The following is a 24,198-nucleotide window of genomic DNA, read 5'->3' as shown; positions in this document are numbered from 1 at the left end:
TGGTGGCGACCCCGCCGAACCGTTGACACTCCTCGAACGCGGGCGCAGACTCATGGCCAGTGAATGGTGAAGAAAACTTCACTATGCGAACAAGGAATGTGGAGGGAGCGCTCGATGCGCACCACCGTCGGCATCATCGGCGCCGGCCCCGCCGGCCTCCTCCTCGCCCGGCTCCTGCACAACGCCGGCATCGACTCCGTCGTACTGGAGAGCCACGACCGGGAGTACGTCGAGCACCGGCAGCGGGCCGGAATCCTGGAGCAGGGGACCGTGGACGTGCTGCGCGCGGCCGGGGCGGCGGAGCGGCTCGACCGGGAGGGCCTGCGGCACGACGGCATCGAGCTGCGCTACGCGCGCACGCGCCACCGCGTCGACTTCCCCGCCCTCACCGGCGGCAGGTCCGTCACCGTCTACGCCCAGACCGAGGTCTGCAAGGACCTCATAGCCCTCCAACTCGCCGACGGCGGACCGCTGTTGTTCGACACGGAGGCGCTCGCCGTCGAGGACGCGGACGGCCCCAGCCCGCGCGTCCGCTTCCGCCGCGACGGCGTCGAGGAGACCCTGGAGTGCGCGTACGTCGTCGGCTGCGACGGCTTCTGGGGGGTCGCCCGGCGCGCGATACCCGACGGCCGCACCTTCGAGCGGACGTACCCCTACTCCTGGCTCGGCATCCTCGCAGACGTCCCGCCCTCCCACGACGAACTCGTCTACGCCCGCCACGACCGCGGCTTCGCCCTCCTGTCCATGCGCTCCCCGGCCGTCTCCCGCCTCTACCTTCAGGTCCCCGCCGGCACGGACGCGGACAGCTGGACGGACGACGAGATCTGGGCCGAACTCGACCGCCGCCTCGAAACGGACGACGACTGGACCCTTCAGCGCGGTCCCATCACCCAGAAGTCCGTCACCCCCATGCGCTCCTACGTCCACGAGCCCATGCGCCATGGCCGCCTCTTCCTCGCCGGGGACGCCGCGCACATCGTCCCGCCGACCGGCGCGAAAGGGCTCAACCTCGCGGTCGGCGACGTCGTCACGCTGGCGCGCGCCCTGACGCACGAGCGGGACACCGGCTCCCCGGCGCTCCTCGACACCTATTCGGCGGACTGCCTGCGACGCGTCTGGCAGGCCGAGCGCTTCTCCTACGACATGACCTCGACGCTGCACCGCGCGCCGGACGCGGACCCCTTCGAGGACCGCTTGCAGCTCGCGCGGCTGGAGCGGATCGCGGGCTCCAGGGCGGCGGGCGCGGAGCTGGCGGAGGGGTACACGGGCTTCCCGTACTAAGCACCCGGTAAGCGGACGGTCTCCCCCCGGTTCCGGACGTGTCGCGACTTGGTCATGAATGAGGCCCGGCCGACCAGGGAATCAAGAGGCCGCGTAGCGTGTTGGCGCAACCACGGCGGAGAAAGATCCTCCTCAAGCACTAGGGTCAATCTTTTGCCGTTCCATTACTCTTGATGCCAAGGCCACGCGAGGTGGCCATGGAGGAGTGAAATGAGGAGCAGAAACCCGGTCTTCTCGCGACGGGGCTTCAGCCGCGACAACGGCTACGCGGGCTTCAACGCCGCGCCGCAGGCCGGGGGACCCGCTGTCGCCACGCAGGCGAACCCGTATGCCCAGCAGGCGGGTAACCCCTACGCGACGAACCCGTACGCCCAGCAGACCCAGCAAGGCGCACCGCCGCAGGCCCCCGCCGCGTCCGGTGCGATGACGATCGACGACGTCGTCTCGCGCACCGCGATGACGCTCGGCACGGTCATCGTGACCGCGGTCCTCGCGTGGCTCCTGCTGCCGGTCGACGAGGCCAACCTCAACAAGTCGTACGGCATCGCCATCGGCGCCGGTCTGATCGCGATGGTGCTGGCGCTCGTCCAGTCCTTCAAGCAGCGTCCGGCCCCCGCGCTGATCCTGGCGTACGCCGCGTTCGAGGGCGTCTTCCTCGGCGTCATCTCGGCGACGGTGTCGACGTACATCTCGGCCGGTGTCGTCACGCAGGCCGTGCTCGGCACGATGGCCGTCTCGGCCGGTGTGCTGGTCGCCTACAAGGCGGGCTGGATTCGCGTCAACCGCCGGTTCTACGGCTTCGTGATGGCCGCCGCGCTCGGCTTCGTGCTGCTGATGGCGATCAACATGCTGTTCGCCGTCTTCGGCGGCGGGGACGGCCTCGGCTTCCGCAGCGGCGGGCTCGGCATCGTCTTCGGGATCATCGGCATCCTGCTCGGCGCGTGCTTCCTGGCGCTGGACTTCAAGCAGGTCGAGGACGGGATCGCGTACGGGGCGCCCCGCGAGGAGGCGTGGCTGGCGGCCTTCGGGCTCACCATGACCCTCGTCTGGATCTACATGGAGTTCCTGCGGCTCCTGGCGATCCTTCAGGGCGGGGACGACTAGTCCCGTAGTGCCCTGTAGCGCCTGTAGTACCTGTAGTACCCGAGAGGGCCCCGCGGTTTCGTGCCGCGGGGCCCTTTCGTGTGCGGGGGCTTCTCCGTGGGGCTAGCGGAGTTTGCGCGCGGCCCTCCTCAGGTCGTACTCATGGATGAGGGCTTTCGCGTGGCCGTACGCCAGGTTGTGTTCGTGGCGCAGCCAGCTGACCTTCTCCTCGAAGCGGAGAGAGGGGCCTTCGTCTACGGTGCGCAGCCAGTCGGAGACTTCACGGCCGGTGCAGTGGGGGATGCGGGCGAGCAGGTTGCGATGGGTCTCCTCGGAGAAGACTTGGGACATCGGCGCCTCCGGGGGCGTTCGGGTGTAAGCCGGTCCTTCAGGTCACCGTGCCTGAGGGTTCGCCCGTTGGCAACAGTCCCGTCTCTGGGGAGTCGTCGGGGGTGGTGGCGTAGTCTCGCGGGCGTGGTGGATACGACGCCGTTGTTGCGCGCGGTTGATTTGTTTGCGGATCGGTTGAGGGCGGCGCCGCAGAGTCGCCTCCAGCGGGGGGCGGCGGGGGAAGCTCTGTTGCTGGCCCAGGAGTTGTCCCGGTGGGCGCAGTCTGTGGAGACGCCGGGGGTGGAGGCTCGGGTGATGCCCGATGCGGGGATGTTCGCCGTTGCCGATCAGATCACTGTTGCGGCTCATGATCTTGCGGTGGTGTTGAAGAGTGTGGGGGAGGTCGAGGAGGCGGTGCGGGTGGTGGAGGAGGCGCGGAAGAGGGCGGGGGTTTGAGGGCCGCCGCGGTAGGGGGGTGGGGCTGAGGTAGCGTCGGCGGCTTTCCCACCGTCGTGGCTGGTCGCGCAGTTCCCCGCGCCCCTGGAAGAGCTGGTTGCTGCCGGTTGCCAGTGTGCCGCTCTGCTTGTGCGCGCCTGAAAGAGCTGGTTGCCGTCGACTGAGAGCGCGCCCCTTGCTTCCGCGCGCCTCAAAGCGAAAATCTCGCCCTCGGCGTCAGTTGCGAGCTGTCCCGCCTCCGCGCCCCTCAAAGGCCCAAGCCCCGACCCTCGCCGTCAGCCGCAAGCCCGCCTTGCCCCCGTGGCCCTGAAAGCGAAACCCTCGCCCAGCCGCCCAGCCGCCCAGCCGCCCAGCCGCCCAGCCGCCCAGCCGCCCAGCCGCCCAGCCGGAGTGTCTGAGTGCGCCGGGACGAAGCCCCCTCCCCGTCCCTCTACAGGCTCGCTATGACCCTGTCCGCCAGGATGTACACCGTCTCCTCGCCGCACTCGAATGTGAGGGTGTAGGCGCCGGAGATGCCGGAGCCGCCGAGGAGGATGGGGGCGTGGCCGGCGGTTAGGGCGGTGGCCAGGCGTTCGGCGGTTTCGCGGTGGCCCGGGGTCATGCAGAGGGTCGTGCCGTCGGCGAAGACGTAGACGTCGAGGGTGCCGAGGGGGCCGGGGCGGACGTCGGTCAGTTCGATGCGGCCCGCGGCCAGCTCCTCCAGCGTGCTCACCGTGCGTTCGTGGTCGCCCATGACGGGTGACTGGACGGGGACGAAGTCGGGGTGGGAGGGGTGGCGGCGGCGGGCGGCGGCGAGTTCGGGGGAGTCGCCGGAGCCGGTGGACAGCTCGTCGGCGTCCAGGGGGAGTTCGCCGACCGGCTCCAGGCCGGCGAAGTCGCTCTGCCGGGGGAGGAACAGCTCGCTGTCGGGGAGCCCGAGCAGCGAGGGCGCGTCGGAGACGTCACGCGCCTCCTGGGCGGCCCAGAACGCGCGGGCCTCCGCCAGCTCCCGCTCCCGCTCCTCCGCGAGCGCCTCCGCGACGGCGGCGCGTATCCCGTCGGTGTCGGAGCTGCGCGCGGCGGGTACGAGACCGTGGGCGAGGCTGGCGTGGTTCTCGGTGAGCTGGTCGCTCAGCGCCTTCACCTGGCGGCGCAGGGCCAGCAGGGTGCGCAGGACGGCGACACCCACGGCGCCGGTGGCGGCCGTGGTGACCAGCAGGGCGATCGGCAAGGCGCTCACTGACGTACTCCCGGTTCAAAGTCGACCCCCGACTTCCTACCTCAGCTTGGCGGGCGGACTCTCCCACTGTCAGTGCGTAACGTCACGAAACGGACAGGACTTTGGGCCCGGAGAGAGTGGGTGGAACGGCCCTGAGCTGGGGAATTGCGGTGGTCAGGGAGATAGGTCACATCCTGGGGGAGATTGGATCACAAATCGGCCCGGAGTTCGGGTGGTTCCCGCACTCCGGGCCGATCGGTGACTTCAGGTGCCGTGACGGTTACTCAGGGCCGTCGAAAACCGTCCCCCGGCGTCAGCTGAGGCGCTCGATGACCATCGCCATGCCCTGACCGCCGCCCACGCACATCGTCTCCAGACCGAACTGCTTGTCGTGGAACTGGAGGGAGTTGATCAGCGTGCCGGTGATCCGCGCGCCGGTCATCCCGAAGGGGTGGCCGACGGCGATGGCGCCACCGTTCACGTTCAGCCGGTCCAGGTCGATGCCGAGGTCGCGGTAGGAGGGGATCACCTGCGCCGCGAACGCCTCGTTGATCTCGACGAGGTCGATGTCCCCGATGCCGAGCCCCGCGCGCTTCAGCGCCTGCTTGCTGGCCTCGACCGGCCCGAGCCCCATGATCTCGGGGGAGAGCCCGGAGACCCCGGTGGAGACGATCCTGGCGAGCGGGGTGAGCCCCAGCTCACGGGCCTTGGTGTCGGACATGATGACGACGGCGGCGGCACCGTCGTTCAGCGGGCAGCAGTTCCCCGCGGTGACGAGACCGTCGGGCCGGAACACCGGCTTCAGCCCTTCCACGCCCTCCAGCGTCACCCCGGCGCGCGGACCGTCGTCCTGCGAGACGACCGTGCCGTCCGGCAGCGTCACCGGAGTGATCTCCCGCTCCCAGAAGCCCTTCTTGATCGCTTCCTCGGCGAGGTTCTGCGACCGCACCCCGAACTCGTCCATGTCCCGCCGGGTCACGCCCTTCACCCGGGCCAGGTTCTCCGCCGTCTGCCCCATCGCGATGTAGGGGTCGGGTACGAGGCCGTCCTCACGCGGGTCGTGCCAGGACGAGCCGGTCGACTGGGCGACCTCCGCGGTCCGCGCCTGCGCCTCGGCGAAGAGAGGGTTGGTGGTGTCCGGGAGCCCGTCCGAGCTGCCCTTGCGGTACCGGGAGACCATCTCGACACCGGCCGAGATGAAGACGTCCCCCTCGCCCGCCTTGATCGCGTGCAGCGCCATCCGGCTGGTCTGGAGCGAGGACGAACAGTAACGGGTGATCGTGCACCCCGGCAGGTGGTCCATGCCCATCTGCACGGCCACGATCCGCCCCAGGTTGTACCCCTGCTCACCGCCCGGCAGGCCACAGCCCAGCATCAGGTCGTCGATGTCCCGCGGGTCCAGCTCGGGGACCTTCGCCAGCGCGGCCTGGATGATCGTCGCGGTCAGGTCGTCCGGCCGCAGGTCCTTGAGAGAGCCCTTGTTGGCGCGGCCGATGGGGGAGCGGGCGGTCGAGACGATCACGGCTTCGGGCATCACGGCTCCATTGGCGTTCGCGGATCAGCTGGTGATTGGAAGTTACCCGGCCGTATGGCCTCGGTCACGGGGATGGCGGTGTGACCCTGACCGCAATTGTCTAAGCGCTTGCTTGGGGCCGGGAGGGGGTCGACTGCTATGGTTACCCCGTAGCAAGCCTCCCGGCCGGACTTCCCCGCCGAGGAGGCTTTTTTCGTGCCCCGAACCCCTACGGAGAGGCCCGAAATGCACCTACGCCCCGCCACCCCCACCGACCGCCCGACCATAGACCGCCTCTGGCTGATGTTCCGCCACGACCTCTCCGAGTTCCACAACACCCTTCCCTTCGAGGACGGCACCTTCCGCAGCGAACGCGTCGACTCGGCCTTCCAGGACCCAGGCTGGTCCCCCTACCTCCTCACCCTGGACAACCGCCCCACAGGCATGGCCTTCGTCCGCGGCCTGGACGGCCCCACAGCGGTGATGAACACGTTCTTCGTGGTGAGAGCCGCCCGCCGCAGAGGGCACGGCCTGAAGACGGCCCTGGAGGTAATAACCCGCCACCCCGGCCCCTGGGAAATCCCGTTCCAGGAAACGAACACCAAGGCGGCCACCTTCTGGCGCAGGGTAGCGACAGCCGCAGCAGGCACCCACTGGACAGAAGAACACCGCGAAGCCCCAGACACCTGGATCTCTTTCAACACGGCCCACACAAAGCCCACCAACACCCGGTAAGTGCCCACCAACGCCCACAAGGTCTCCGGCCACCGGCCGCGAAGGAGCCGAAGGGGCGCGTCGGTGTCGAGCGGGCCGTCGCGCGCAGGCCCGAAGGGCTGAGCACGTCGGCCCGCTCGACACCGACTAAGGCGCCCCGTAGGCGAAAGAGCCAATGTCCAGCCCCGCGCCAGCTATCCAGCCAACGCCCAGCAAAAATCACCCCTCAACGCAGCCCAGCTAAAGCCCCAACCCCCCTACTCCGGCTCCCACTCAGCCATCAACCCAAACACCGCACTCTCCCCACCAACCTCCAACTCCCCCACCCCCACCCTCCCGTACAACCCCAACACCACCTGACTCGCACTCCCCGTCACAGTCATGGTCGCCGCAGTCCCCCCAACCCCCACAACCCGAGCCCCCTCACCGGACAACGCCAGCCTCCACACACCCCCCTCCCGAACCCGGAACTCGACATCGGCCGGCGCATGCGGCCAGGGCGAACTGGTCGCACAGCACGTCGTAAGGAACTCATCCACCCCGTCCACGGCGATCTCCGCACCCAACGGCTCGGCCCGCCCCACAGCAAGCTGCGCGTCGTACGTGTGCACCGCCATCTGCTGAAGCTGATGCCGAGCCACCGCCCCCACGTTCCGCGGCGACTGCGAATCCCCCCACCAGGTCCAGCACTCCTGCTCGGGCCCGGCCTCCCGCAGCGCGTCCACCAGCAGCCGGGAGGACTCGGCCAGCCACTCGGAGACGGCCGCACGCCCCTCGGGCAGCTCGGCGGTGACCTGTGCGGGACCGTCCGCGGGCCCGGCGGCGACGGTCAGGGCCCACCTCCGCCGCCCCTCCCCGATGTGGTGGGCCAGCTCGGCCAGGTTCCAGTCCGGGCAGGACGGGACGCGTACGCCGAGATCGGGCGCGGAGTCGACGACGGCACGGAACGCGGCGGACCGCTCGTCGATCAGGCGCAGCAGGTCGGGAAAGGCCAGGGGCGTGTACATGTCGGCTGTCTACCACCGATACACGGAAACCGGACAACGATTTTCCGACCCCCGAATCCCGCACCCCGAACCCGCACCCGCACCCGCACCCGCCCCCCCGCACCCCGGACCCGCACCCGCCCCCCCCGCACCCTGGCCCCCACCCCCAGAACCCACCCACACCCCCTCCCGGCGCCCACACCCCCCTCAAGAAGTAGCCGCCGCCTGCGGCAGCCTCCTCCTCCGTCGCTTCAGCAGCGCCCACGGCCCCCGAGGCCCCGTAGGCATCGCCGCCGTCACCTCCGTTCCCGCCTCGGCCGCCGCCTCCGCAGCCGCGCGGGCGACCGGGAGGAAGCCCTCGCGGCGGGAGACGTCGGGGCGCTCCTCCTCGGACGGCCAGAGGCCCAGGGCGGCGCAGAGGGTGGGGAGGACGGCCATGGCGGCGGTCGCGTACCCCTCGGCCGAGGGGTGGTAGTGGTCGGGACCGAACAGCTCACGCGGGTTGGCCTCGAACTCGGGGCCCAGCAGGTCGCCCAGCGAGACCGTACGGCCGCCCTGCTCGACCGCGCCGATCGTCTGCGCCGCCGCCAATTGGCGGGACGCCCGGCGGGCCAGCCAGCGCAACGGCTGCCCGACCGGCTCGATCGTGCCGAGGTCGGGACACGTGCCGACGACGACCTCCGCACCGGTCGTCCGCAGCCGCCGCACCGCCGAGGAGAGGTGGCGGACGGAGCGGGTCGCCGGCATGCGGTGCGTGACGTCGTTCGCGCCGACGATGATCACGCAGATGTCCGGCACCTGTTCGGCCGAGCCGAGGACGAGGGCGACCTGCCGGTCGAGGTCGTCGGACTGGGCGCCGGGGAGGGAGACGTTGCGCAGCAGCACCGGGCGTTCCGCGACGGCGGCCAGTCCCGAGGCGAGCAGCGCGCCCGGCGTCTGGGAGGCCCGGTGCACCCCCTGGCCCGCGGCCGTGGAGTCCCCGAGGAGCACGAAACGCAGCGGTTCCTCACCCGAGCCCGAGCCCGAGCCCGAGCCGGAGCCCGACGCCGCGTAGCCGGCCCCGTACAGGCCGTCCGCCTGCGGGACCCGCGCGGAGCCGCTGTGTTCCACATGGCGGCGCGCCCACTGCGCCTCCGCGAGGAGCAGCCCCACGGCCGCCGCCCCGGCCAGCCCGATCCCGCCGCCGCCATAAGCCGCGCCCGCCGCGATACGCCGGGCCACCCGTGCCCTCGACATGCTGGTCATACCTCGCCGCCACCTCCCTCGTCGCCGTACAACCTCTCCTTGCCCCGTACGCACCACCGGCCAATCTCCCCTGGGAGTGAACGAGCCTTAGGCTGGCGGAACCATCACCACCACGTTTTTTGCAAGCAACCGGAGACAACGGTGCAATTCCACGACTCGATGATCAGCCTCGTCGGCAACACCCCGCTGCTCAGGCTCAACAGCGTCACCAAGGGCATCCAGGCGACCGTCCTGGCGAAGGTGGAGTACTTCAACCCCGGCGGCAGCGTGAAGGACCGCATCGCGCTGCGGATGATCGAGGCGGCGGAACAGAGCGGGGCGCTCCAGCCGGGTGGCACGATCGTCGAGCCGACCAGCGGGAACACCGGCGTGGGCCTCGCGATCGTGGCCCAGCAGAAGGGGTACAAGTGCATCTTCGTGTGCCCCGACAAGGTCAGCACCGACAAGATCAACGTGCTGCGGGCGTACGGCGCCGAGGTCGTCGTCTGCCCCACGGCCGTCGACCCGGAGCACCCGGACTCGTACTACAACGTCTCCGACCGGCTCGTCCGTGAGACGCCCGGCGCGTGGAAGCCGGACCAGTACTCCAACCCGAACAACCCGCTGTCGCACTACCACTCCACCGGCCCGGAGCTGTGGGAGCAGACGGAGGGGAAGATCACGCACTTCGTCGCCGGCGTCGGCACGGGCGGCACGATCTCCGGGACCGGCCGGTACCTGAAGGACGCGAGTGACGGCAAGGTCCAGGTCATCGGCGCGGACCCGGAGGGCTCGGTGTACTCGGGCGGCTCGGGACGGCCGTACCTGGTCGAGGGCGTCGGGGAGGACTTCTGGCCGACCGCCTACGACCGGACCGTCGCCGACGAGATCGTCGCCGTCTCCGACAAGGACTCCTTCCAGATGACGCGCCGCCTCGCCAAGGAGGAGGGGCTGCTCGTCGGCGGGTCCTGCGGGATGGCCGTCGTCGGCGCGCTGCGGGTCGCCGAGCGGCTGGGTCCGGACGATGTCGTCGTCGTCCTGCTGCCGGACAGCGGGCGCGGGTACCTCTCGAAGATCTTCAACGACGAGTGGATGGCGGACTACGGCTTCCTGGAGGACGAGGGGCCGAGCGCGCGTGTCGGTGACGTCCTGAACGACAAGGAGCACGGGGCGATCCCCTCGCTCGTACACATGCACCCCGAGGAAACCGTCGGGGAGGCGATCGAGGTGCTGCGGGAGTACGGGGTCTCGCAGATGCCGGTCGTGAAGCCGGGGGCCGGGCATCCGGACGTGATGGCGGCGGAGGTCGTCGGGTCGGTCGTCGAGCGGGAGCTGCTGGACGCGCTGTTCAACAACCGGGCGTCCCTCGTCGACCCGCTGGAGAAGCACATGTCCGCGCCGCTGCCGCAGGTCGGCTCCGGGGAGCCGGTCGGGGACCTGATGTCGGTGCTGGGGGAGGCGGACGCGGCGATCGTCCTCGTCGAGGGGAAGCCGAAGGGGGTCGTCAGCCGGCAGGACCTGCTGGCGTTCCTCGCGAAGGGCGGCAAGTAAGTCGGACGGCGTCGGGGGTGCACCGCGGGGAAACCTGCGGTGAACTCCCGGTTCCTCCGTCGAAGTTCCCTTTGCCTAGTCATTTGGTGGACTTCGCGGAAGTGGTACGAGCGCGTCACGTCCACGCAGCACTCGCTTAACACGAGTCCGGCACATTAGTGGGTGTCGGCAGGCGGGAGCGGCTCCCCGCCGAACCGGCAACCAAAACGGCGTCACGGACCTCCGGAGCGGCTCCCGGACCTCCACAGACGCCACGGACGCAGGGCCTAGCCCGCGTCCCTCGCGGGGACCGCCGTCGTCCCGCCCCCCTAATCGGGGGTGCGGCGGTCCCCGCGCATAACTCTTTTCCGGGGGACGACGGTCACTGCGACCATGTGCGTATGCCCCTTCCCCGGCCCAACGGCCTCACCTCGCTCGTTCTGCGGACCGACTTCTCGGACGATGTCGCGTGGGAGGCGTTGCGGGAGGTGCTGGGGGTGGAGGCGACGTGTGTGGACGACCGGCGGTACGACGGGGTCGGCGTCCCTGAGTTGCTCGGGGAGGACCTGCATCACGTCTTTCTCGCGGACGCGCTCGCGCAGCGCGGGCCGGAGTATCCGTTGCTGGCCCTCGATCTGGAGGATCTCGTGGGGGCGACGCTTCGGGTGCCGGTGGCGGTGTTCGCGGAGGTGTCGGCGCACCTGAACTCGGGGGCGGCCGAGCTGGAGGACTATCTGTGCGGGGGGTTCAGTCCTCCCAGCGGTCCTCGTCGTTCTTCTTCCGGCGCCCCCTGAGCGCGTCCAGCAGTCCTGGGGTGCTCCGGAACGCGTGCACCGCGTTGACGCCGACGATGCCGGCCCAGGTGACGAAGAGGCCGGGCAGCCCCGCGTTGACGACGCCGATCGCCGAGAGGGGGATCGCGAGGACGAGCGTGACGATGCCGATGCCGAAGCGCTCGCCCCAGGAGTCGGCGGCGCCGGGGTTGCGGGCGTCGCGGGCCGCGGACATCTGCTGCTCGGCGAACTGCCGGCGCACCCGGCGCTCCACCGCCCCGTCGATCCGCTGGTCCACCTTCTCCAGGAACGACTCGACCAGCGCCGAGTCGTACTCCTCACCCAGCTCCCTGCGCGCGTGCAGCGTCGCGTCGAGCTCCTTCTTCAGTTCGGTGTCCCGGCCCGCTGTCATCGTCGTCTCCTCTGATCCCCTGAAACCTCTTCCAGGCTAAGGAGCCGGGACCCCCGCCGCACGGGGGATAGCCCCCCTCTTCGGGCGGGGGCTCTCCGGGAGGACCCCCACGGACTCCAGGGTGTGGCGGTGCGCGGGGTCCACGTCGCTCAGGCGTACGTCCACGCCCCGGCCGCGCAGCTCCCCGACCGCCTCCTTCAGCGCGAGCGCGCCCGTCGCGTCCACCGCCGTCAGCCCCGACAGCCTCAGCTCGACGGCGTTCACCCCCGCCACGTCCGTGAGGGCGCGGCGCAGGCGGTCGGCGCCGGCGAAGAGGAGGGGGCCGTCGTAGCGGAAGCTGACCGATCCGGCGCCGGGGAGTTCGTTCACGGCGGCCGGGGTGAGGCGGGTGTTCGTCGCGGCGGCGCGCAGGGCGAGTACGACGGAGACGGCGAGGCCGATGAGGACGGCTCGGACGAGGTCCAGGGCGAGGGTGGAGGCTGCGGTGAGGACGAGGACGAGGGCGTCGCCCTTCGTCGCCCTCGCCATCGCCCGGACCGGGCCCGCCTCCACCATGCGGATCGCTGTCGCGAGGAGGACTCCTGCGAGGGCGGCGAGGGGGATGCGGGCGACGAGGGGGGCGGCTGCGGCGACGATGCCGGCGAGGATCGCGGCGTGGGTGAGGGCCGCGAGGCGGGAGGTGGCGCCGGTTCTCACGTTCACCGCTGTGCGGGCGATGGCGCCGGTGGCGGGGACGCCGCCGAAGAGGGGGGCTGCGAGGTTGGCGATGCCCTGGCCGAAGAGTTCTTTGGAGGGGTTGTGGGTGGGTGCGGGCTCGTTGTGGCTGGTCGCGCCCCGCGGCGGAGCCGCAGATGAACACAGCCCCGCGCCCCTGGCAGACCCTTCCGGACGCCGGTTTGCCGACATTCGGTCTGCTACCGATGCAGAGAGCAGAGATTCCAGTGCGGCCAAGGCCGCCACCGCTACCGCAGAGGGCAGGAGAGTCGGGATGCGGGATACGTCCAGGAAGGACAGGGACGGGAGCGGTAGGGACGACGGGAGGGTGCCGATTCTCCCCACATCCAGGTGCAGTAGCTCCGCCACTCCCGTTGCCGCCGCCACCGCCGCCAGCGAGAACGGGACCGCCGGCTTCCAGCGGGCCCCCGCCAGTACCAGCAACGCCGACCCCGTCGACAGCAGCAGCGCCGGCCAGTGTGGGGTCGTCCCGAAGTCCTCTGTCGCTCTTGCCGCGACCAGTGCCACCTGTTCGCCGTGTGGCAGGGGTACGCCCAGGGCGTTCGGGATCTGTTGGAGGGCGATGACCGCGGCGATGCCCACCGTGAAGCCGGCGATGACCGGGGCGGGGACGTACGAGATCGCCGTGCCCGCTCCGGTGAAGGAGAGGGCCAGGAGGATCAGGCCCGCGAGGAGGCCGACCGTGAGGACGCCGGTGGGGCCGTGGTGGTGGACGATCGGGACGAGGACGACGGTCATGGCGCCGGTCGGGCCGGAGACCTGGCGGGCGCTGCCGCCGAAGAGGGCGGCGAGGGCGCCGGCGACGATCGCGGTGGCCAGCCCGGAGGCGGCGCCGAGGCCGGAGCTGACGCCGAAGCCGAGGGCGAGGGGGAGGGCGACGACGGCGACGGTCAGCCCGCACAGGAGGTTGCGGCGGGGTTCGTGGGTGAGGGAGCGGAGGTCGGCGAGGGTGGGGGTGGGGAGGCTGTTCATCGGACGCGTTTCTCTACGAGGTCGGGGCCGGGCCGGACGGTTCGCTTCACGGCAACAGCGACACCACGCCCGTGTCCAGGTCGAACCTCGCCGCCGTCACCTGGGCCTCGGCGAACGCCGGGTCCGTGCGGATGGCGTCGCGGACCCAGGTGGTGTGGGCGGTCATGGTGTGCTCGGCCCAGTCGCCGGGGGTGGCGCGGGTGCGGTGGGCGGCGGGGGCGATCTCCTCGACGAGGAGTTCGAGGTGGCCGGGGACGTCGTCGCCGGTGCGCAGGTGGTCGAGGGTGGCGGCGATCGCGCCGCAGCGCTCGTGGCCGAGGACCAGGACGAGGGGGATGCCGAGTTCGGTGACGCCGTACTGCACGGAGCCGAGGACCGCCTCGTCCAGCACCGGGCCCGCCGTCCTTATGCACAGGAGGTCGCCGAGGCCCTGGTCGAAGATCAGCTCGGGCGGGACGCGGGAGTCGATGCAGCCGAGGACGATCGCGTACGGGTGCTGGCCGCCGGCGAGGGAGCGGCGCAGGCGGCGGTCCTCGTGGGGGTGGCTGGAGCGGCCGGCGGCGTAGCGGGCGTTGCCCGCGAGGAGTTCGTCCAGGGCGGTGTGGGCGGTGGTCGGCGGGCCGGTGCGGCTGGGCTGCCGAGGGGCGGGGGCCGCCGCGGCGGCGGGGGCGGTGGCCAGGGCGCCGACGGCGGTGGCCGTCAGAAAGGCCCGGCGGTTGGAGAGCATGACGCTTCCTCAGGGTCGTACGTCGTACGAAGGGCCCTCGGTGGAGGGCCCGTTCACCGTATGCACCTGATCCGTCACCGCGTGTGCCTGTTTAACGACACTTTGTGTTTTCGTGTTCAGATCATCGCCGGTCCGATACGGCCCCTTGACGGGGGCGGAGGAGGGTCGGCACCGCAAATCGGGTGGTCGGCTGGGTGTATAACAACATGCAGGAACGAGGCAGCCTGAATAGCCAGGGGGAGCAGAGGATGAGCGTGACCGAGGGCCCCGCCGCCCGGCTCCAGACGCTCTTCGAGGGGCACCGGCTCACGCCGACGCAGCGGCGGATCGCCCACAGCATGGTCCGGCGCGCGGCCGACGTGCCGTTCCTGTCCAGCGTCGAGCTGGCGGAGCTGGCGGGGGTGAGCCAGCCGTCGGTGACGCGGTTCGCGGTGGCGCTCGGCTTCGACGGGTATCCGGCGCTGCGCCGCCATCTCCGGGAGGTCGCGCCCTCCGAGCGGACGGCCGTCTCCCAGCAGTACAACGCGTATCAGCAGGCCGTCGAGGCCGAGATCGAGAACCTCCGGCATCTCGCCGAGGTGCTGGCCGACCCCGAGCCGGTACGGCGTGCCGGGCGCCTCCTCGCCGCCTCCCGCCCCCTCCCCGTGCTGGGGCTGCGGGCCGCCGCCTCCCAGGCGTACGGGTTCTCGTACTTCGCCGCCAAGGTCCACCCCGACATCCGCCTCCTCGACGAGGGGGGCAGCATGCTCCAGGACCGGATCGACGCGGCGGTCCGCGCGGGGGCGACGGCGCTGCTGTGCTTCGCGCTGCCGCGCCACCCCAAGGAGGTCCTCGACGCCCTCGTCCACGCGAAGTCCGTGGGCCTCACCGTCGTCACCGTCGCCGACTCCGCCTTCGCCCCCGTCGCCAAGACCTCCGACCTCCTCCTCCCCGCCGCCGTCGGCACGGGCCTCGCCTTCGACACGGCCTGCGCGCCGATGCTGCTGGGCCGGGTCCTGCTGGAGGCGATGTGCGACGACCTGCCGGACGCGCAGGCGAGGCTTGAGGAGTTCGACGCGGGGGCGGTGGCGCGGGGGCTGTTCGTGGAGTGACCCCCGGCCCGCCAGGAGCCTTACCCCTCCGCTCTCAGACTCGTCTCACGTTCGCTCGGTAGCTTCCCGGGCGGCAGGGGTACGCAGGTGGAGACGAGGAGGCGGGCATGGTGCGTGGTGGGCAAGGGCTTGCTCGGGTGGCGGTGGTCGTCAGGGCGGGGGCCGGGCCGTGGTGGTGGTGCGGGGTGTTCGCGGCGGGGGTCGGGGTGCTCGTGCCCGGGATCACCGGGCGGCGGATCGGAGTGCTGGGCGGGGCCGCGCTGTTCATCCTCGCCGCCGCCTTCGTCGCCTGCTCGCGCCGTAAGCGGTATCTCGCCCTCGCGCGCGGCGCCGTGCGCGCCGGGAAGCACGACGTCCTCCAGGACCGTGCCGTGACCGTGCGGAACTGGCGGCGGGGGAACCGGTGGTGGCTGCTGCTGGGGCTGGCCGCCGGGATCGGCAGCGCGTTCGCCGTACCCGCCGCCGCGGGGATGCTGATCGCCGGCTGCGGGGCGGGCCTGCGGCTGAAGGCGGCGTGGCTCGGGAGGCGCGAACGCGCCGAGGGGCACTTGCTGTGGGTACGGGTGGACTGGCTGAACGCGCGGGGCGCCGGTGTCACCGGCAAGGCCGTGAAGGCGTTCCGCTCCACCGGCGTCGCGGCGGGCGACGCGGCCCCCGGAGGAGCGCGCCGCCGCACCACGGCGTCGGTCTGAGAGCGCCGAGCGACTGAAACCGGTCGAGCGACCTGTTTGACGGCCGTGGAGCCGCAGAGTCGCCGAGCCGCAGAATCGTCGAGCCGTCAGACCCTGTGGGTCCGGAGGCCGTTCAGACCTCCAGCTCCTCCTCGATCCGCTTCAGCTGGTGCCGGGCCATCGCCAGGTTGGACCGCTTCGCGTCCAGCACGAGGTACAGGAACAGCCCGTTCCCGCCGCGCCCGCTGATCAGCCGGATGAGGTGGTACTGGTCGGAGAGGGTGATGAGGATGTCCTCGATCTGGGCCTTGAGGCCGAGGTGCTCCATCGTCCGCATCTTCGCGCGGATGACGTCCGTGTTGCCCGCGGCGGCGACGTTGAGGTCGAAGCCCTTGCTGCCGCCGAGCGTGCCGAGGGCCATGCCGCTGGTGTAGTCGACGAGGGCGGCGGCGGTGGCGCCCTCGATGGAGGCGAGCGCTTCCTTGAGGGCGGTCTCGGTGTTGGTCATGTGATCCGGTCCTTTCAACTCTCTGTGTTGGCGCGCGTGTTGTGCGCGGGTCTGGGAGGTAGCGGGGGAAGCTTGGGGAGCGGTACGCCCTCGGCGGCGGGGGACTTGGCGGGACCCGGCTTCCTGGCCGGAGCGGGCGCCCGCTTCTTCGTGGCGTTCTCCTTCGCCGCCGCGTCGACGAGCTCCCCGATCCGCGCCCCGGTCCGCCGCCCTTCGAGGTGCAGCCGCCCGACGTTGACCCGGTCCTGCGCGAGGAGCGTCAGGACGGCGGACTCGCCGGCGGCGTACGTGGCGACGTATCCGTACACGCCCCGCACGAGCAGCTCGCGCAGGTCGCCCTGGCCGGTGGCGTCCGCGAGGCGGACGGCGACGCCGAGCGCGGCGGCGGTGAGCGCGGCGACGCCCTCCGGTTCGACGCCGGGGGTGTCGGCGGCGAGGACGAGCCCGTCGACGCTGGCGGCCAACGCCCCGGTCAGCTGGGGGACTCCGGCTCTCAGCCGCCTCAACTCGTCGAGTATCTCGGCCTCGTGAACAACCATCAGGTCTCTCCTCTCGGCCTGCGGACGCTGCCGCTCAAAGGGCCTCCAGCGCATCTCTGAGCCTTTTCAGCAGGGTGATGTGGGGGTCGTCGTCGGGGAGCGGGCCGGGCGCGGGGACGGGTGAGGTCGAGGCCGCCGGCGGGGGGTTCGGGGTGACGAGAGGGGTGACGAGCCCGGCCGCCGCGAGCCGCCGGACGTCGAGCAGGGTGGGGAAGGCGCGGCGCCCGAGGCGGTGGGCGATGTCGGTGGCGGTGCGGTCCCCGTCGACCTGGTCGAGGACGGCCCGCCGGCGCGCCGGGAGCCGGGGCGGGGGGTGCGGGTCGACGAGCCGCAGCGGCGCGTCGTCCGTACGGCCGTCCGGCCAGACCCGGTCCAGCAGGGCCCGGCGCCGGGCGGTCTCCCGCTCCAGCGCGCCCGCCTCGACGGGCCGGACGACTCCGGGCTCGTCCTGCGTGTCGTCGTACCGGAACCGGGCCGGCGTGTCCCCGGGGCTGAGCGCGAAGTAGGCGGCGTCGAACAGCGCCCCCAGCAGGCAGAGTTCGACGGCGCCCCGAGGTAAGTGCCCCTCGTCCACGAGGAGTTGTACGGCGCCCCGCCGCGAGACGGTCTTCTTCCAGACGTCCCCGTCGAGCGTGCCGTGCGCCAGCAGCAGCGCGTCCGGACCCGGCGCCGACACGCTCTCGGCGTACGCCACCCGCCCCCGCACCAGATGCAGCGCCCCGCCCTCCCGGCTCAGCACCCCGCTCGCCTCCTCGGCGGCGAGCCGCGCGAGCAGCGGGGCGACCTCACCGGTGAGGTGCTCACGGACGGGCAGGGCCTCCATTAAGTCCATCACCCCAGTACCAGCTTTCCGGCCATTTCCTCCAGGCGGATGCGGGCCAGGGCGAGGTTGCCGTCGCGGCGGGTGAGCCAGACGTGGAGGAAGACGCTGCTGTCGAAGGAGGTGCGGACGAAGCGCAGGAGGTGGTAGCTGTCGCGGTTGCTGAGGATGAGGTCCTCGACGGGCGGGTCGTCGTCGAAGGAGTTCTCGTCCTCGGGGGCGAACGCCCGTTGTTCGGCGGCCAGCCGGGCCACCTCGGCCGCCTCGGTGGCCGCCGCCTCGGCGTCGCCGCCGGGGAACTCCCCGACGGTTCCCAGGGCGAGCCCGCTGGTCCAGTCGACCAGGGCGGCGCCCCGGGCGCCGGGCAGGCGCATGGCCTCCAGCAGGCACTCGTCGATTCCGGGCACGGTTCGCTCCCCTCCTGCCAGCGGTACGGCTGAGTGAGAGAGACGCTACAGACCGTGTGTGCGACAGGTGAGCCGTTTGGCATTTTCACTTGGAAAATGCCAACGGCAAGCTAGGGTGGGTGAGTTTGCCTGGTTTCGTGGCTATCGAACCCCCTGGTCAGGGGGTCGTGTCAAGGGCGCCCGGGGGTGCTCAGGGTGGTGAGGGCATCGGCGTACGCCCCGCCGGCCTCGGCCAGGATCTCCGCCGCCGTCTGCCCCGCCCGCACGAGCGCGAACCCGGTACGCCCGTCCGCGCCGGGCGCGTACCCGTAGATGGCGGGCCGGGGGAGGGAGTTGTACGCGTAGTGGTGGGCGAAGTAGTAGGCGCCCGTGTCCAACGCGGCGGCGTAGTCGCCCTGTTCGAGCAACGGCAGCGTCCGCCCGCGCGCCAGCAGGTCCCCCGAGAAGCAGGCGGGGCCGGCGACGTCCTGGACCGCCTCGGGCCCGCCCTTGACGCGGCCCTTCGCGTCGTACGCGGCGATCCTGAGGGGCCACGCGGACGGCATGTACACCGTGCGCGCCGCCACCTGCACCCCCGCGTGCGTCACGGCGATCCGCCGCCCGCCCGCGCTCTTGGCGTACTCGACGCGCGCCACGACCGTGCCCTGCTTCGCCAGCAGCGCTCGCCCGAACTCGGTGACCAGCCCGTACCGCCCGTCGAACAGCCCCGGCACCGCCTCCCGCAGCAGCCCCGCGTACTGCGCGTACGTCGGCGCGGTCTCCTCGGAGCCGTAGTTCACCGGCAGCCCGCCCCCGATGTCGACGGTGTCGATCTGCCGCCGCCCGACGCGCGCGTTGACCTCCTCGGCCAGCGCGTACGCCTCCGCGACCCCGCGCGCCAGCAGCGTCAGCGGCACCCCCTGCGAGCCGGTGTGAGCGTGCAGCCGGGTCAGCCACGGGCGCTGCTCGTACGCCCCGATCACCCACTCCCGCGCCCCCTCGTCCCGCAGCGCCACCCCGAACTTCGAGGTCGGGGTGGCCGTCGACGTCGACTCGATGGAACCGCCTCCGACCTGCGGATTCACCCGCAGCCCCAGGGGCGAGGCGCTCGGCGCCGAGCTCATGAGCGCGTCGATCCGGGCCAGCTCCTGCGGGTTGTCGGCGTTCACCGCGATCCCCAGCGCCAGCGCCTCCCGCAGCTCCGCCGGGGTCTTCGCGGGCGAGTCGAGGACGGTCTCGCCGGGGCCGTACCCCGCCGCCCGGGCCAGCGCCAGCTCCCCGGGGCTCGCCACCTCCGCCCCGATCCCGGCCTCCCGCAGCAGCCGCAGCACCGGCACCAGCGGGGTCGCCTTCACCGCGAACGCGTGCAGGACGGGGGTCCCGGGCGCCACGACGCCGTCGAACGCGGCCCGCAGCTGTGCCGCCGCCTCCCTGATCCCGACGGCGTCGAGCAGCCCCACGATCGGGGTGTCCGCCCCCAGCAGGCCCTGTTCCACGGCCGCCCGGACCGCTTCGTCCCGGCGCGTGACCCGCTCGCCGTCCGCCGTCTGCCCCACATCAGCCCCCGTCGAGGTCGTCCGGTGTCGCCAGCGGAGCATGCCCCGTCCTGCGCGCGGGCGTGCTCTCCCTCCCAGCCAAACACCCGTACGGCGTGTGTGTCGGTTCCCCGCCCTATTGACTAGTTCTATTCAGCTAGCGAGGATGTGAATAGAACCGGAATACTCGCGCCGTGCCCTCAGGAGGCAGCCCATGTCAGGACCCAGGCCCGTACGAGCCCACCGCGGCACCGGACTGCACACCCTGGGCTGGCAGCAGGAGGCTGCCCTGCGGATGCTCCAGAACAACCTCGACCCCGAGGTCGCCGAGCACCCCGACAAGCTCGTCGTCTACGGCGGCACCGGCAAGGCCGCCCGCGACTGGCGCTCCTTCGACGCGATGGTCCGCACGCTCCAGGGTCTCAAGCAGGACGAGACCATGCTCGTCCAGTCCGGCCGGCCCGTCGGCGTCATGCAGACCCACGAGTGGGCGCCGCGCGTCCTCATCGCCAACTCCAACCTCGTCGGCGACTGGGCCAACTGGGAGGAGTTCCGCCGCCTCGAAGCGCTCGGCCTGACCATGTACGGCCAGATGACCGCCGGTTCCTGGATCTACATCGGCACCCAGGGCATCCTCCAGGGCACCTACGAGACCTTCGCCGCCGTCGCCGCCAAGAAGTTCGGCGGGACCCTCGCCGGGACGATCACCCTGACCGCCGGGCTCGGCGGGATGGGCGGCGCCCAGCCGCTCGCCGTCACCATGAACGACGGCGTCGCGATCTGTATCGACGTCGACCCCCGCGCCATCGAACGCCGCATCGAGCACCGCTACCTCGACGTCAGGGCCGAGTCGCCGGCGGAGGCGCTCAGGCTGGCGGTGGAGGCCCGCGACGCCCGCCGCCCGCTCTCCATCGGCCTCCTCGGCAACGCCGCCGAGCTGCTGCCGCAGCTGCTCGCCGAGGGCGCGCCCATCGACATCGTCACCGACCAGACCTCGGCCCACGACCCGCTCTCCTACCTGCCGGTCGGCGTCGACTTCGCCGACATGGCCGACGCCGCCGCCAAGGACCCGGCCGGCTTCACGGCCCGCTCCCGCGAGTCCATGGCCCGGCACGTCGAGGCGATGGTCGGCTTCCTCGACGCCGGCGCGGAGGTCTTCGACTACGGCAACTCCATCCGGGGCGAGGCCCAGCTCGCCGGGTACGAGCGGGCGTTCGCCTTCCCCGGGTTCGTCCCCGCCTACATCCGGCCGCTGTTCTGCGAGGGCAAGGGCCCCTTCCGGTGGGCCGCGCTCTCCGGAGAGGCGTCCGACATCGCCAAGACCGACAAGGCGATGCTGGAGCTGTTCCCCGAGAACGAATCCCTCGCCCGCTGGATCAAGATGGCCGGTGAGCGCGTCCACTTCCAGGGCCTGCCCGCCCGGATCTGCTGGCTCGGCTACGGCGAGCGCGACAAGGCCGGCGAGCGCTTCAACGACATGGTCGCGAGCGGGGAGCTGGCCGCGCCGCTCGCCATCGGGCGCGACCACCTCGACTCCGGTTCCGTCGCCTCCCCCTACCGGGAGACCGAGGCCATGCTCGACGGGTCCGACGCGATCGCCGACTGGCCGCTGCTGAACGCGATGGTCAACGTGGCCTCCGGGGCGTCCTGGGTCTCCATCCACCACGGCGGCGGCGTCGGCATGGGCCGCTCCATCCACGCGGGCCAGGTCACGGTGGCCGACGGCACGAAGCTGGCCGGCGAGAAGATCCGCCGCGTCCTCACCAACGACCCCGGCATGGGCGTCATCCGGCACGTCGACGCCGGGTACGACATCGCGGAGCAGGCGGCGCAGGAGCGGGGCGTGCGGGTGCCGATGCGTGAGGGCGGGGACGCGTGACGGGCGGGAATTCTTCGATGGGGGCTGGAACGGTGGAGGCCGGCACGGCGGAAGCTGGCGCGGCGCGGGCTGGAGCGGCCGAGGGCGGAGTGGCGCGGGCCGGATCGCCGAAGGCCGGGTCGGCGGGGGCTGGTGCGGCAGGAGCTGAATCGGCCCTCCTGCCCGCGCCTCCCTCCTCCCGAGCGGCGGTGGCAGGAGCGGTGCGGGCTGGTGCGGCGGGGGCTGAAGCTGCCCTCCTGCCCACTCCCCCCTCCTTCCAGGAGATGTGGCGCGAACTGCGCCCCATCGGCCGCCACCCCGACTCCCACGGCTACCGCCGGTTCGCGTGGACGCCCGCCGACGCCGAGTGCCGGCAGTGGTTCAGGGAGCAGGCCGAGTCCCGGGGCCTCGCGTACGAGGTCGACCGGAACGGGAACCAGTGGGCCTGGCTGGGCGACCCCGCGGCGGGCGACGCCGTCGTCACCGGCTCGCATCTCGACTCCGTGCCCGACGGGGGCGCCTTCGACGGCCCCCTCGGGGTCGTCTCCTCCTTCGCCGCGCTCGACGAACTCCGCGCGCGGGGCGTCGACTTCCGCAAGCCCTTCGGCATCGTCAACTTCGGGGACGAGGAGGGCGCCCGGTTCGGCCTGGCCTGCGTCGGGTCCCGGCTCGCCTCGGGACAGCTGACCCGCGAGCAGGCGTTCAAGCTGACCGACGGCGACGGGATCACCCTCCCGCAGGCCATGGAGACCGCCGGATACGACCCCGACGCCATCGGCGGGGACGGGGAACGCCTCGACCGGATCGGCGCCTTCGTCGAACTCCACGTCGAACAGGGCCGCGCCCTCGACCTCTCCGGCGACCGGGTCGGCATCGCCAGCGCGATCTGGCCGCACGGCCGCTGGCGCTTCGACTTCCGGGGCGAGGCCAACCACGCCGGCACGACCCGTCTCGTCGACCGGCGGGACCCCATGCTGTCGTACGCGGAGACGGTCCTCGCCGCCCGCCGCGAGGCTCGGCTCGCCGGGGCCGTCGCCACGTTCGGGAAGATCGCCGTCGAACCCAACGGCGTCAACGCGATCCCCTCGCTCGTGCGGGGCTGGCTGGACTCGCGGGCGGCGGAGCAGGAGACCCTCGACACGGTCATCGCCGGCATCGAGAAGGCCGCGCAGGCCCACGCCGCCGAGCACGGCGTCGAACTGGACGTCGTCCGCGAGTCGTTCACCCCCGTCGTCGAGTTCGACCACGCCCTGCGCGACGAACTCGCCCGCATCCTCGGCAAGGACGGAGACCCCGCGCTCACCGGCCTCACCGTCCCCGTCCTCGGCACCGGCGCCGGACACGACGCCGGGATTCTCTCGGGACGCGTCCCGACCGCCATGCTGTTCGTGCGCAACCCCACCGGCGTCTCGCACTCCCCGGCCGAGTTCGCGGCCGAGGACGACTGCGTGGCCGGGGTGACAGCGCTCGCCGACATCCTGGAAGGGCTGATCAGCAGGTGACGACACGGACGTATTGGCTGGAGCACGCCTGGCTGGACCCGGTCGTCGAACCGGGCGTCGCCCTCGACACCGAGGGCGGCCGGATCACCGCCGTCCGCACCGGCGTCGACACCCCGCCCCCCGGCGCCGAGATCCTGCGCGGGCTGACGCTCCCCGGGCTGGCCGACGCCCACAGCCACGCGTTCCACCGCGCCCTGCGCGGCACCGTCCAGGTCGGCTCCGGGACCTTCTGGACCTGGCGCGAGGTCATGTACGGCGTCGCCGGCCGGCTCACCCCCGACAGCTACCACGCCCTCGCCCGCGCGGTGTACGCGGAGATGGCGCTGGCCGGGATCACGGCCGTCGGCGAGTTCCACTACGTTCACCACAACCCCGACGGCACCCCCTACGCCGACCCCAACGCGATGGGCGAGGCGCTGATCCAGGCGGCGGCGGACGCCGGGATCAGGATCACCCTCCTCGACACCTGCTACCTCTCCGCCGGGTTCGGCGAGGCGCCCAGCGCCCACCAGCGGCGCTTCTCCGACGGGGACGCCGGACGCTGGGCGGCCCGCTCCTCGGAACTCAAGGAACGGGACCACGCGAAGATCGGCGCCGCGATCCACTCCGTCCGCGCGGTCCCCGCCGACCAGCTGTCGGCCGTCGCCGCCTGGGCCGAGGAGCGGCGGGCCCCCCTGCACGTCCACCTCTCGGAACAGACCGCCGAGAACGACGCCTGCCTCGCCGCCCACGGCCGCACCCCCACCCGGCTCCTCGCCGACCACGGGGTCCTCGGCCCCCGCACCACCGGCGTCCACAACACCCACCTCACCCCCGAGGACATCGCCCTCATCGGCGGCTCGGGCACCGGCACCTGCATGTGCCCGACGACCGAACGGGACCTGGCCGACGGCATCGGCCCGGCCGTCGCCCTCCAGCGGGCCGGCTCCCCGCTCTCCCTCGGCTCCGACAGCCACGCCGTCGTCGACCTGTTCGAGGAGGCCCGCGCGATGGAGCTGAACGAGCGGCTGCGCACCCGCACCCGGGGCCACTGGACAGCGGCGGCCCTGCTGCGGGCCGCCTCCCCCGACGGCCACGCCGCGCTCGGCTGGGACGAGGCCGGCGTCCTGGAAACCGGCGCCCTCGCCGACTTCACGACCGTCGCCCTCGACTCCGTCAGAACCGCGGGCCCGCTGCCGCGACTGGGCGCGGAGACGGCCGTATTCGCCGCGTCGGCGGCAGATGTGCGCCATACGGTCGTGGGCGGCCGGCACGTCGTACGGGACGGGGTTCACACAGCTCTCCCCGATGTGCCGCGAGCCCTCGCGGCTGCCGTCGCCGACCTGCGCTCCTGACCTTCGCCACCCACGAGGAC

24 protein-coding genes are annotated in these 24,198 nt (G+C 72.0%); 11 read left to right on the top strand and 13 right to left on the bottom strand.

Features of this window, described 5'->3' with window-relative positions; genetic code table 11:
* Positions 1 to 114: 114 nt before the first annotated feature.
* Together ABZX85_RS40950 and ABZX85_RS40945 are read left to right on the top strand one after the other, a co-directional pair.
* Positions 115 to 1,281: a 4-hydroxybenzoate 3-monooxygenase gene (locus ABZX85_RS40950; RefSeq protein ID WP_355881111.1), complete on the top strand. Its 1,167-nt coding sequence runs from the start codon at positions 115 to 117 to the stop codon at positions 1,279 to 1,281.
* Between the two features lie 210 nt (positions 1,282 to 1,491).
* The gene (locus tag ABZX85_RS40945; protein WP_355881108.1) at positions 1,492 to 2,385 is read left to right on the top strand and encodes a Bax inhibitor-1/YccA family protein; all 894 of its coding nucleotides are present in this window, start codon (positions 1,492 to 1,494) and stop codon (positions 2,383 to 2,385) included.
* A 102-nt stretch (positions 2,386 to 2,487) separates the two neighbouring features.
* Here the strand turns inward: ABZX85_RS40945 and ABZX85_RS40940 are convergent, their stop codons facing one another.
* Positions 2,488 to 2,715 (bottom strand): DUF4287 domain-containing protein, encoded by a 228-nt coding sequence (locus ABZX85_RS40940; RefSeq protein WP_355881105.1) that lies wholly within the window; start codon positions 2,713 to 2,715, stop codon positions 2,488 to 2,490.
* Between the two features lie 123 nt (positions 2,716 to 2,838).
* Here ABZX85_RS40940 and ABZX85_RS40935 point away from each other — a divergent pair, with 123 nt between their 5' ends.
* A complete protein-coding gene (locus tag ABZX85_RS40935) occupies positions 2,839 to 3,150 on the top strand; it encodes a hypothetical protein (RefSeq protein ID WP_355881102.1) in 312 nt (103 codons plus the stop codon).
* 430 nt (positions 3,151 to 3,580) lie between these two features.
* Here ABZX85_RS40935 and ABZX85_RS40930 read toward each other — a convergent pair whose 3' ends face one another.
* Positions 3,581 to 4,369: a hypothetical protein gene (locus ABZX85_RS40930; RefSeq protein ID WP_355881099.1), complete on the bottom strand. Its 789-nt coding sequence runs from the start codon at positions 4,367 to 4,369 to the stop codon at positions 3,581 to 3,583.
* Positions 4,370 to 4,661: 292 nt separating this feature from the next.
* Positions 4,662 to 5,882 (bottom strand): acetyl-CoA C-acetyltransferase, encoded by a 1,221-nt coding sequence (locus ABZX85_RS40925; RefSeq protein ID WP_355881097.1) that lies wholly within the window; start codon positions 5,880 to 5,882, stop codon positions 4,662 to 4,664.
* 225 nt (positions 5,883 to 6,107) lie between these two features.
* Here ABZX85_RS40925 and ABZX85_RS40920 point away from each other — a divergent pair, with 225 nt between their 5' ends.
* A complete protein-coding gene (locus tag ABZX85_RS40920; RefSeq protein WP_355881094.1) occupies positions 6,108 to 6,596 on the top strand; it encodes a GNAT family N-acetyltransferase in 489 nt (162 codons plus the stop codon).
* 236 nt (positions 6,597 to 6,832) lie between these two features.
* Here ABZX85_RS40920 and ABZX85_RS40915 read toward each other — a convergent pair whose 3' ends face one another.
* Positions 6,833 to 7,582 (bottom strand): maleylpyruvate isomerase family mycothiol-dependent enzyme, encoded by a 750-nt coding sequence (locus tag ABZX85_RS40915; protein WP_355881091.1) that lies wholly within the window; start codon positions 7,580 to 7,582, stop codon positions 6,833 to 6,835.
* Positions 7,583 to 7,768: 186 nt separating this feature from the next.
* Entirely contained in the window at positions 7,769 to 8,806 is a 1,038-nt protein-coding gene (locus ABZX85_RS40910) for an SGNH/GDSL hydrolase family protein (protein WP_355881088.1), read from the bottom strand.
* A 141-nt stretch (positions 8,807 to 8,947) separates the two neighbouring features.
* Between ABZX85_RS40910 and ABZX85_RS40905 the strand changes: the two genes are divergently transcribed.
* Together ABZX85_RS40905 and ABZX85_RS40900 are read left to right on the top strand one after the other, a co-directional pair.
* Entirely contained in the window at positions 8,948 to 10,336 is a 1,389-nt protein-coding gene (locus ABZX85_RS40905; RefSeq protein WP_355881085.1) for a cystathionine beta-synthase, read from the top strand.
* Positions 10,337 to 10,716: 380 nt separating this feature from the next.
* Positions 10,717 to 11,109 carry a hypothetical protein gene (locus tag ABZX85_RS40900; protein WP_355881082.1) on the top strand — a complete coding sequence of 131 codons (393 nt, stop codon included), beginning with the start codon at positions 10,717 to 10,719 and terminating at the stop codon, positions 11,107 to 11,109.
* Here ABZX85_RS40900 and ABZX85_RS40895 read toward each other — a convergent pair.
* The 3 genes from ABZX85_RS40895 to ABZX85_RS40885 are packed head-to-tail and all read right to left on the bottom strand — an operon-like array spanning position 11,063 to position 13,934.
* Positions 11,063 to 11,500 (bottom strand): hypothetical protein, encoded by a 438-nt coding sequence (locus ABZX85_RS40895; protein WP_355881080.1) that lies wholly within the window; start codon positions 11,498 to 11,500, stop codon positions 11,063 to 11,065. The two genes, ABZX85_RS40900 and ABZX85_RS40895, sit on opposite strands and share 47 nt — an antisense overlap.
* 36 nt (positions 11,501 to 11,536) lie before the next feature.
* Positions 11,537 to 13,207 (bottom strand): SulP family inorganic anion transporter, encoded by a 1,671-nt coding sequence (locus tag ABZX85_RS40890; RefSeq protein WP_355881077.1) that lies wholly within the window; start codon positions 13,205 to 13,207, stop codon positions 11,537 to 11,539.
* Positions 13,208 to 13,253: 46 nt separating this feature from the next.
* Positions 13,254 to 13,934 (bottom strand): carbonic anhydrase, encoded by a 681-nt coding sequence (locus ABZX85_RS40885; RefSeq protein ID WP_355881074.1) that lies wholly within the window; start codon positions 13,932 to 13,934, stop codon positions 13,254 to 13,256.
* A 248-nt stretch (positions 13,935 to 14,182) separates the two neighbouring features.
* On the opposite strand from ABZX85_RS40885, the gene ABZX85_RS40880 reads away from it, so the two are divergent.
* Both ABZX85_RS40880 and ABZX85_RS40875 read left to right on the top strand, forming a co-directional pair.
* Positions 14,183 to 15,025, top strand: a complete 843-nt coding sequence (locus ABZX85_RS40880) for a MurR/RpiR family transcriptional regulator (protein WP_355881071.1) — start codon at positions 14,183 to 14,185, stop codon at positions 15,023 to 15,025.
* Positions 15,026 to 15,132: 107 nt separating this feature from the next.
* Positions 15,133 to 15,717 carry a hypothetical protein gene (locus ABZX85_RS40875; RefSeq protein ID WP_355881068.1) on the top strand — a complete coding sequence of 195 codons (585 nt, stop codon included), beginning with the start codon at positions 15,133 to 15,135 and terminating at the stop codon, positions 15,715 to 15,717.
* A 112-nt stretch (positions 15,718 to 15,829) separates the two neighbouring features.
* Here ABZX85_RS40875 and ABZX85_RS40870 read toward each other — a convergent pair whose 3' ends face one another.
* The 5 genes from ABZX85_RS40870 to ABZX85_RS40850 all read right to left on the bottom strand — a co-directional run bounded on the left by ABZX85_RS40870 (position 15,830) and on the right by ABZX85_RS40850 (position 19,547).
* Positions 15,830 to 16,204 (bottom strand): hypothetical protein, encoded by a 375-nt coding sequence (locus ABZX85_RS40870; RefSeq protein ID WP_355881065.1) that lies wholly within the window; start codon positions 16,202 to 16,204, stop codon positions 15,830 to 15,832.
* 14 nt (positions 16,205 to 16,218) lie between these two features.
* Entirely contained in the window at positions 16,219 to 16,743 is a 525-nt protein-coding gene (locus ABZX85_RS40865) for a roadblock/LC7 domain-containing protein (protein ID WP_355881062.1), read from the bottom strand.
* A 34-nt stretch (positions 16,744 to 16,777) separates the two neighbouring features.
* Positions 16,778 to 17,575, bottom strand: coding sequence for a transcriptional regulator (locus ABZX85_RS40860; protein ID WP_355881059.1), 798 nt, complete (start codon positions 17,573 to 17,575; stop codon positions 16,778 to 16,780).
* The gene (locus tag ABZX85_RS40855; RefSeq protein WP_355881056.1) at positions 17,575 to 17,970 is read right to left on the bottom strand and encodes a hypothetical protein; all 396 of its coding nucleotides are present in this window, start codon (positions 17,968 to 17,970) and stop codon (positions 17,575 to 17,577) included. The genes ABZX85_RS40860 and ABZX85_RS40855 overlap by 1 nt, the downstream gene beginning before the upstream one ends.
* Positions 17,971 to 18,140: 170 nt before the next feature.
* Positions 18,141 to 19,547, bottom strand: coding sequence for a diaminopimelate decarboxylase (locus ABZX85_RS40850; protein WP_355881054.1), 1,407 nt, complete (start codon positions 19,545 to 19,547; stop codon positions 18,141 to 18,143).
* Positions 19,548 to 19,698: 151 nt separating this feature from the next.
* Between ABZX85_RS40850 and hutU the strand changes: the two genes are divergently transcribed.
* The 3 genes from hutU (at position 19,699) to ABZX85_RS40835 (ending at position 24,178) form a co-directional block, all read left to right on the top strand.
* A complete protein-coding gene (gene hutU, locus ABZX85_RS40845) occupies positions 19,699 to 21,363 on the top strand; it encodes a urocanate hydratase (protein ID WP_355881052.1) in 1,665 nt (554 codons plus the stop codon).
* A gap of 263 nt (positions 21,364 to 21,626) precedes the next feature.
* Positions 21,627 to 22,844: an allantoate amidohydrolase gene (locus ABZX85_RS40840; protein WP_355881289.1), complete on the top strand. Its 1,218-nt coding sequence runs from the start codon at positions 21,627 to 21,629 to the stop codon at positions 22,842 to 22,844.
* Positions 22,841 to 24,178, top strand: a complete 1,338-nt coding sequence (locus ABZX85_RS40835) for a formimidoylglutamate deiminase (protein ID WP_355881050.1) — start codon at positions 22,841 to 22,843, stop codon at positions 24,176 to 24,178. Before ABZX85_RS40840 ends, ABZX85_RS40835 begins: the two co-directional genes overlap by 4 nt.
* The last annotated feature ends 20 nt before the right edge of the window (positions 24,179 to 24,198 follow it).

It is taken from the genome of Streptomyces sp. NPDC004539, assembly GCF_040610055.1.
Lineage (GTDB): Bacteria > Actinomycetota > Actinomycetes > Streptomycetales > Streptomycetaceae > Streptomyces.
Note: the sequence above shows the minus strand (reverse complement) of the source record. Positions and strands in the feature narration are given on the sequence as shown.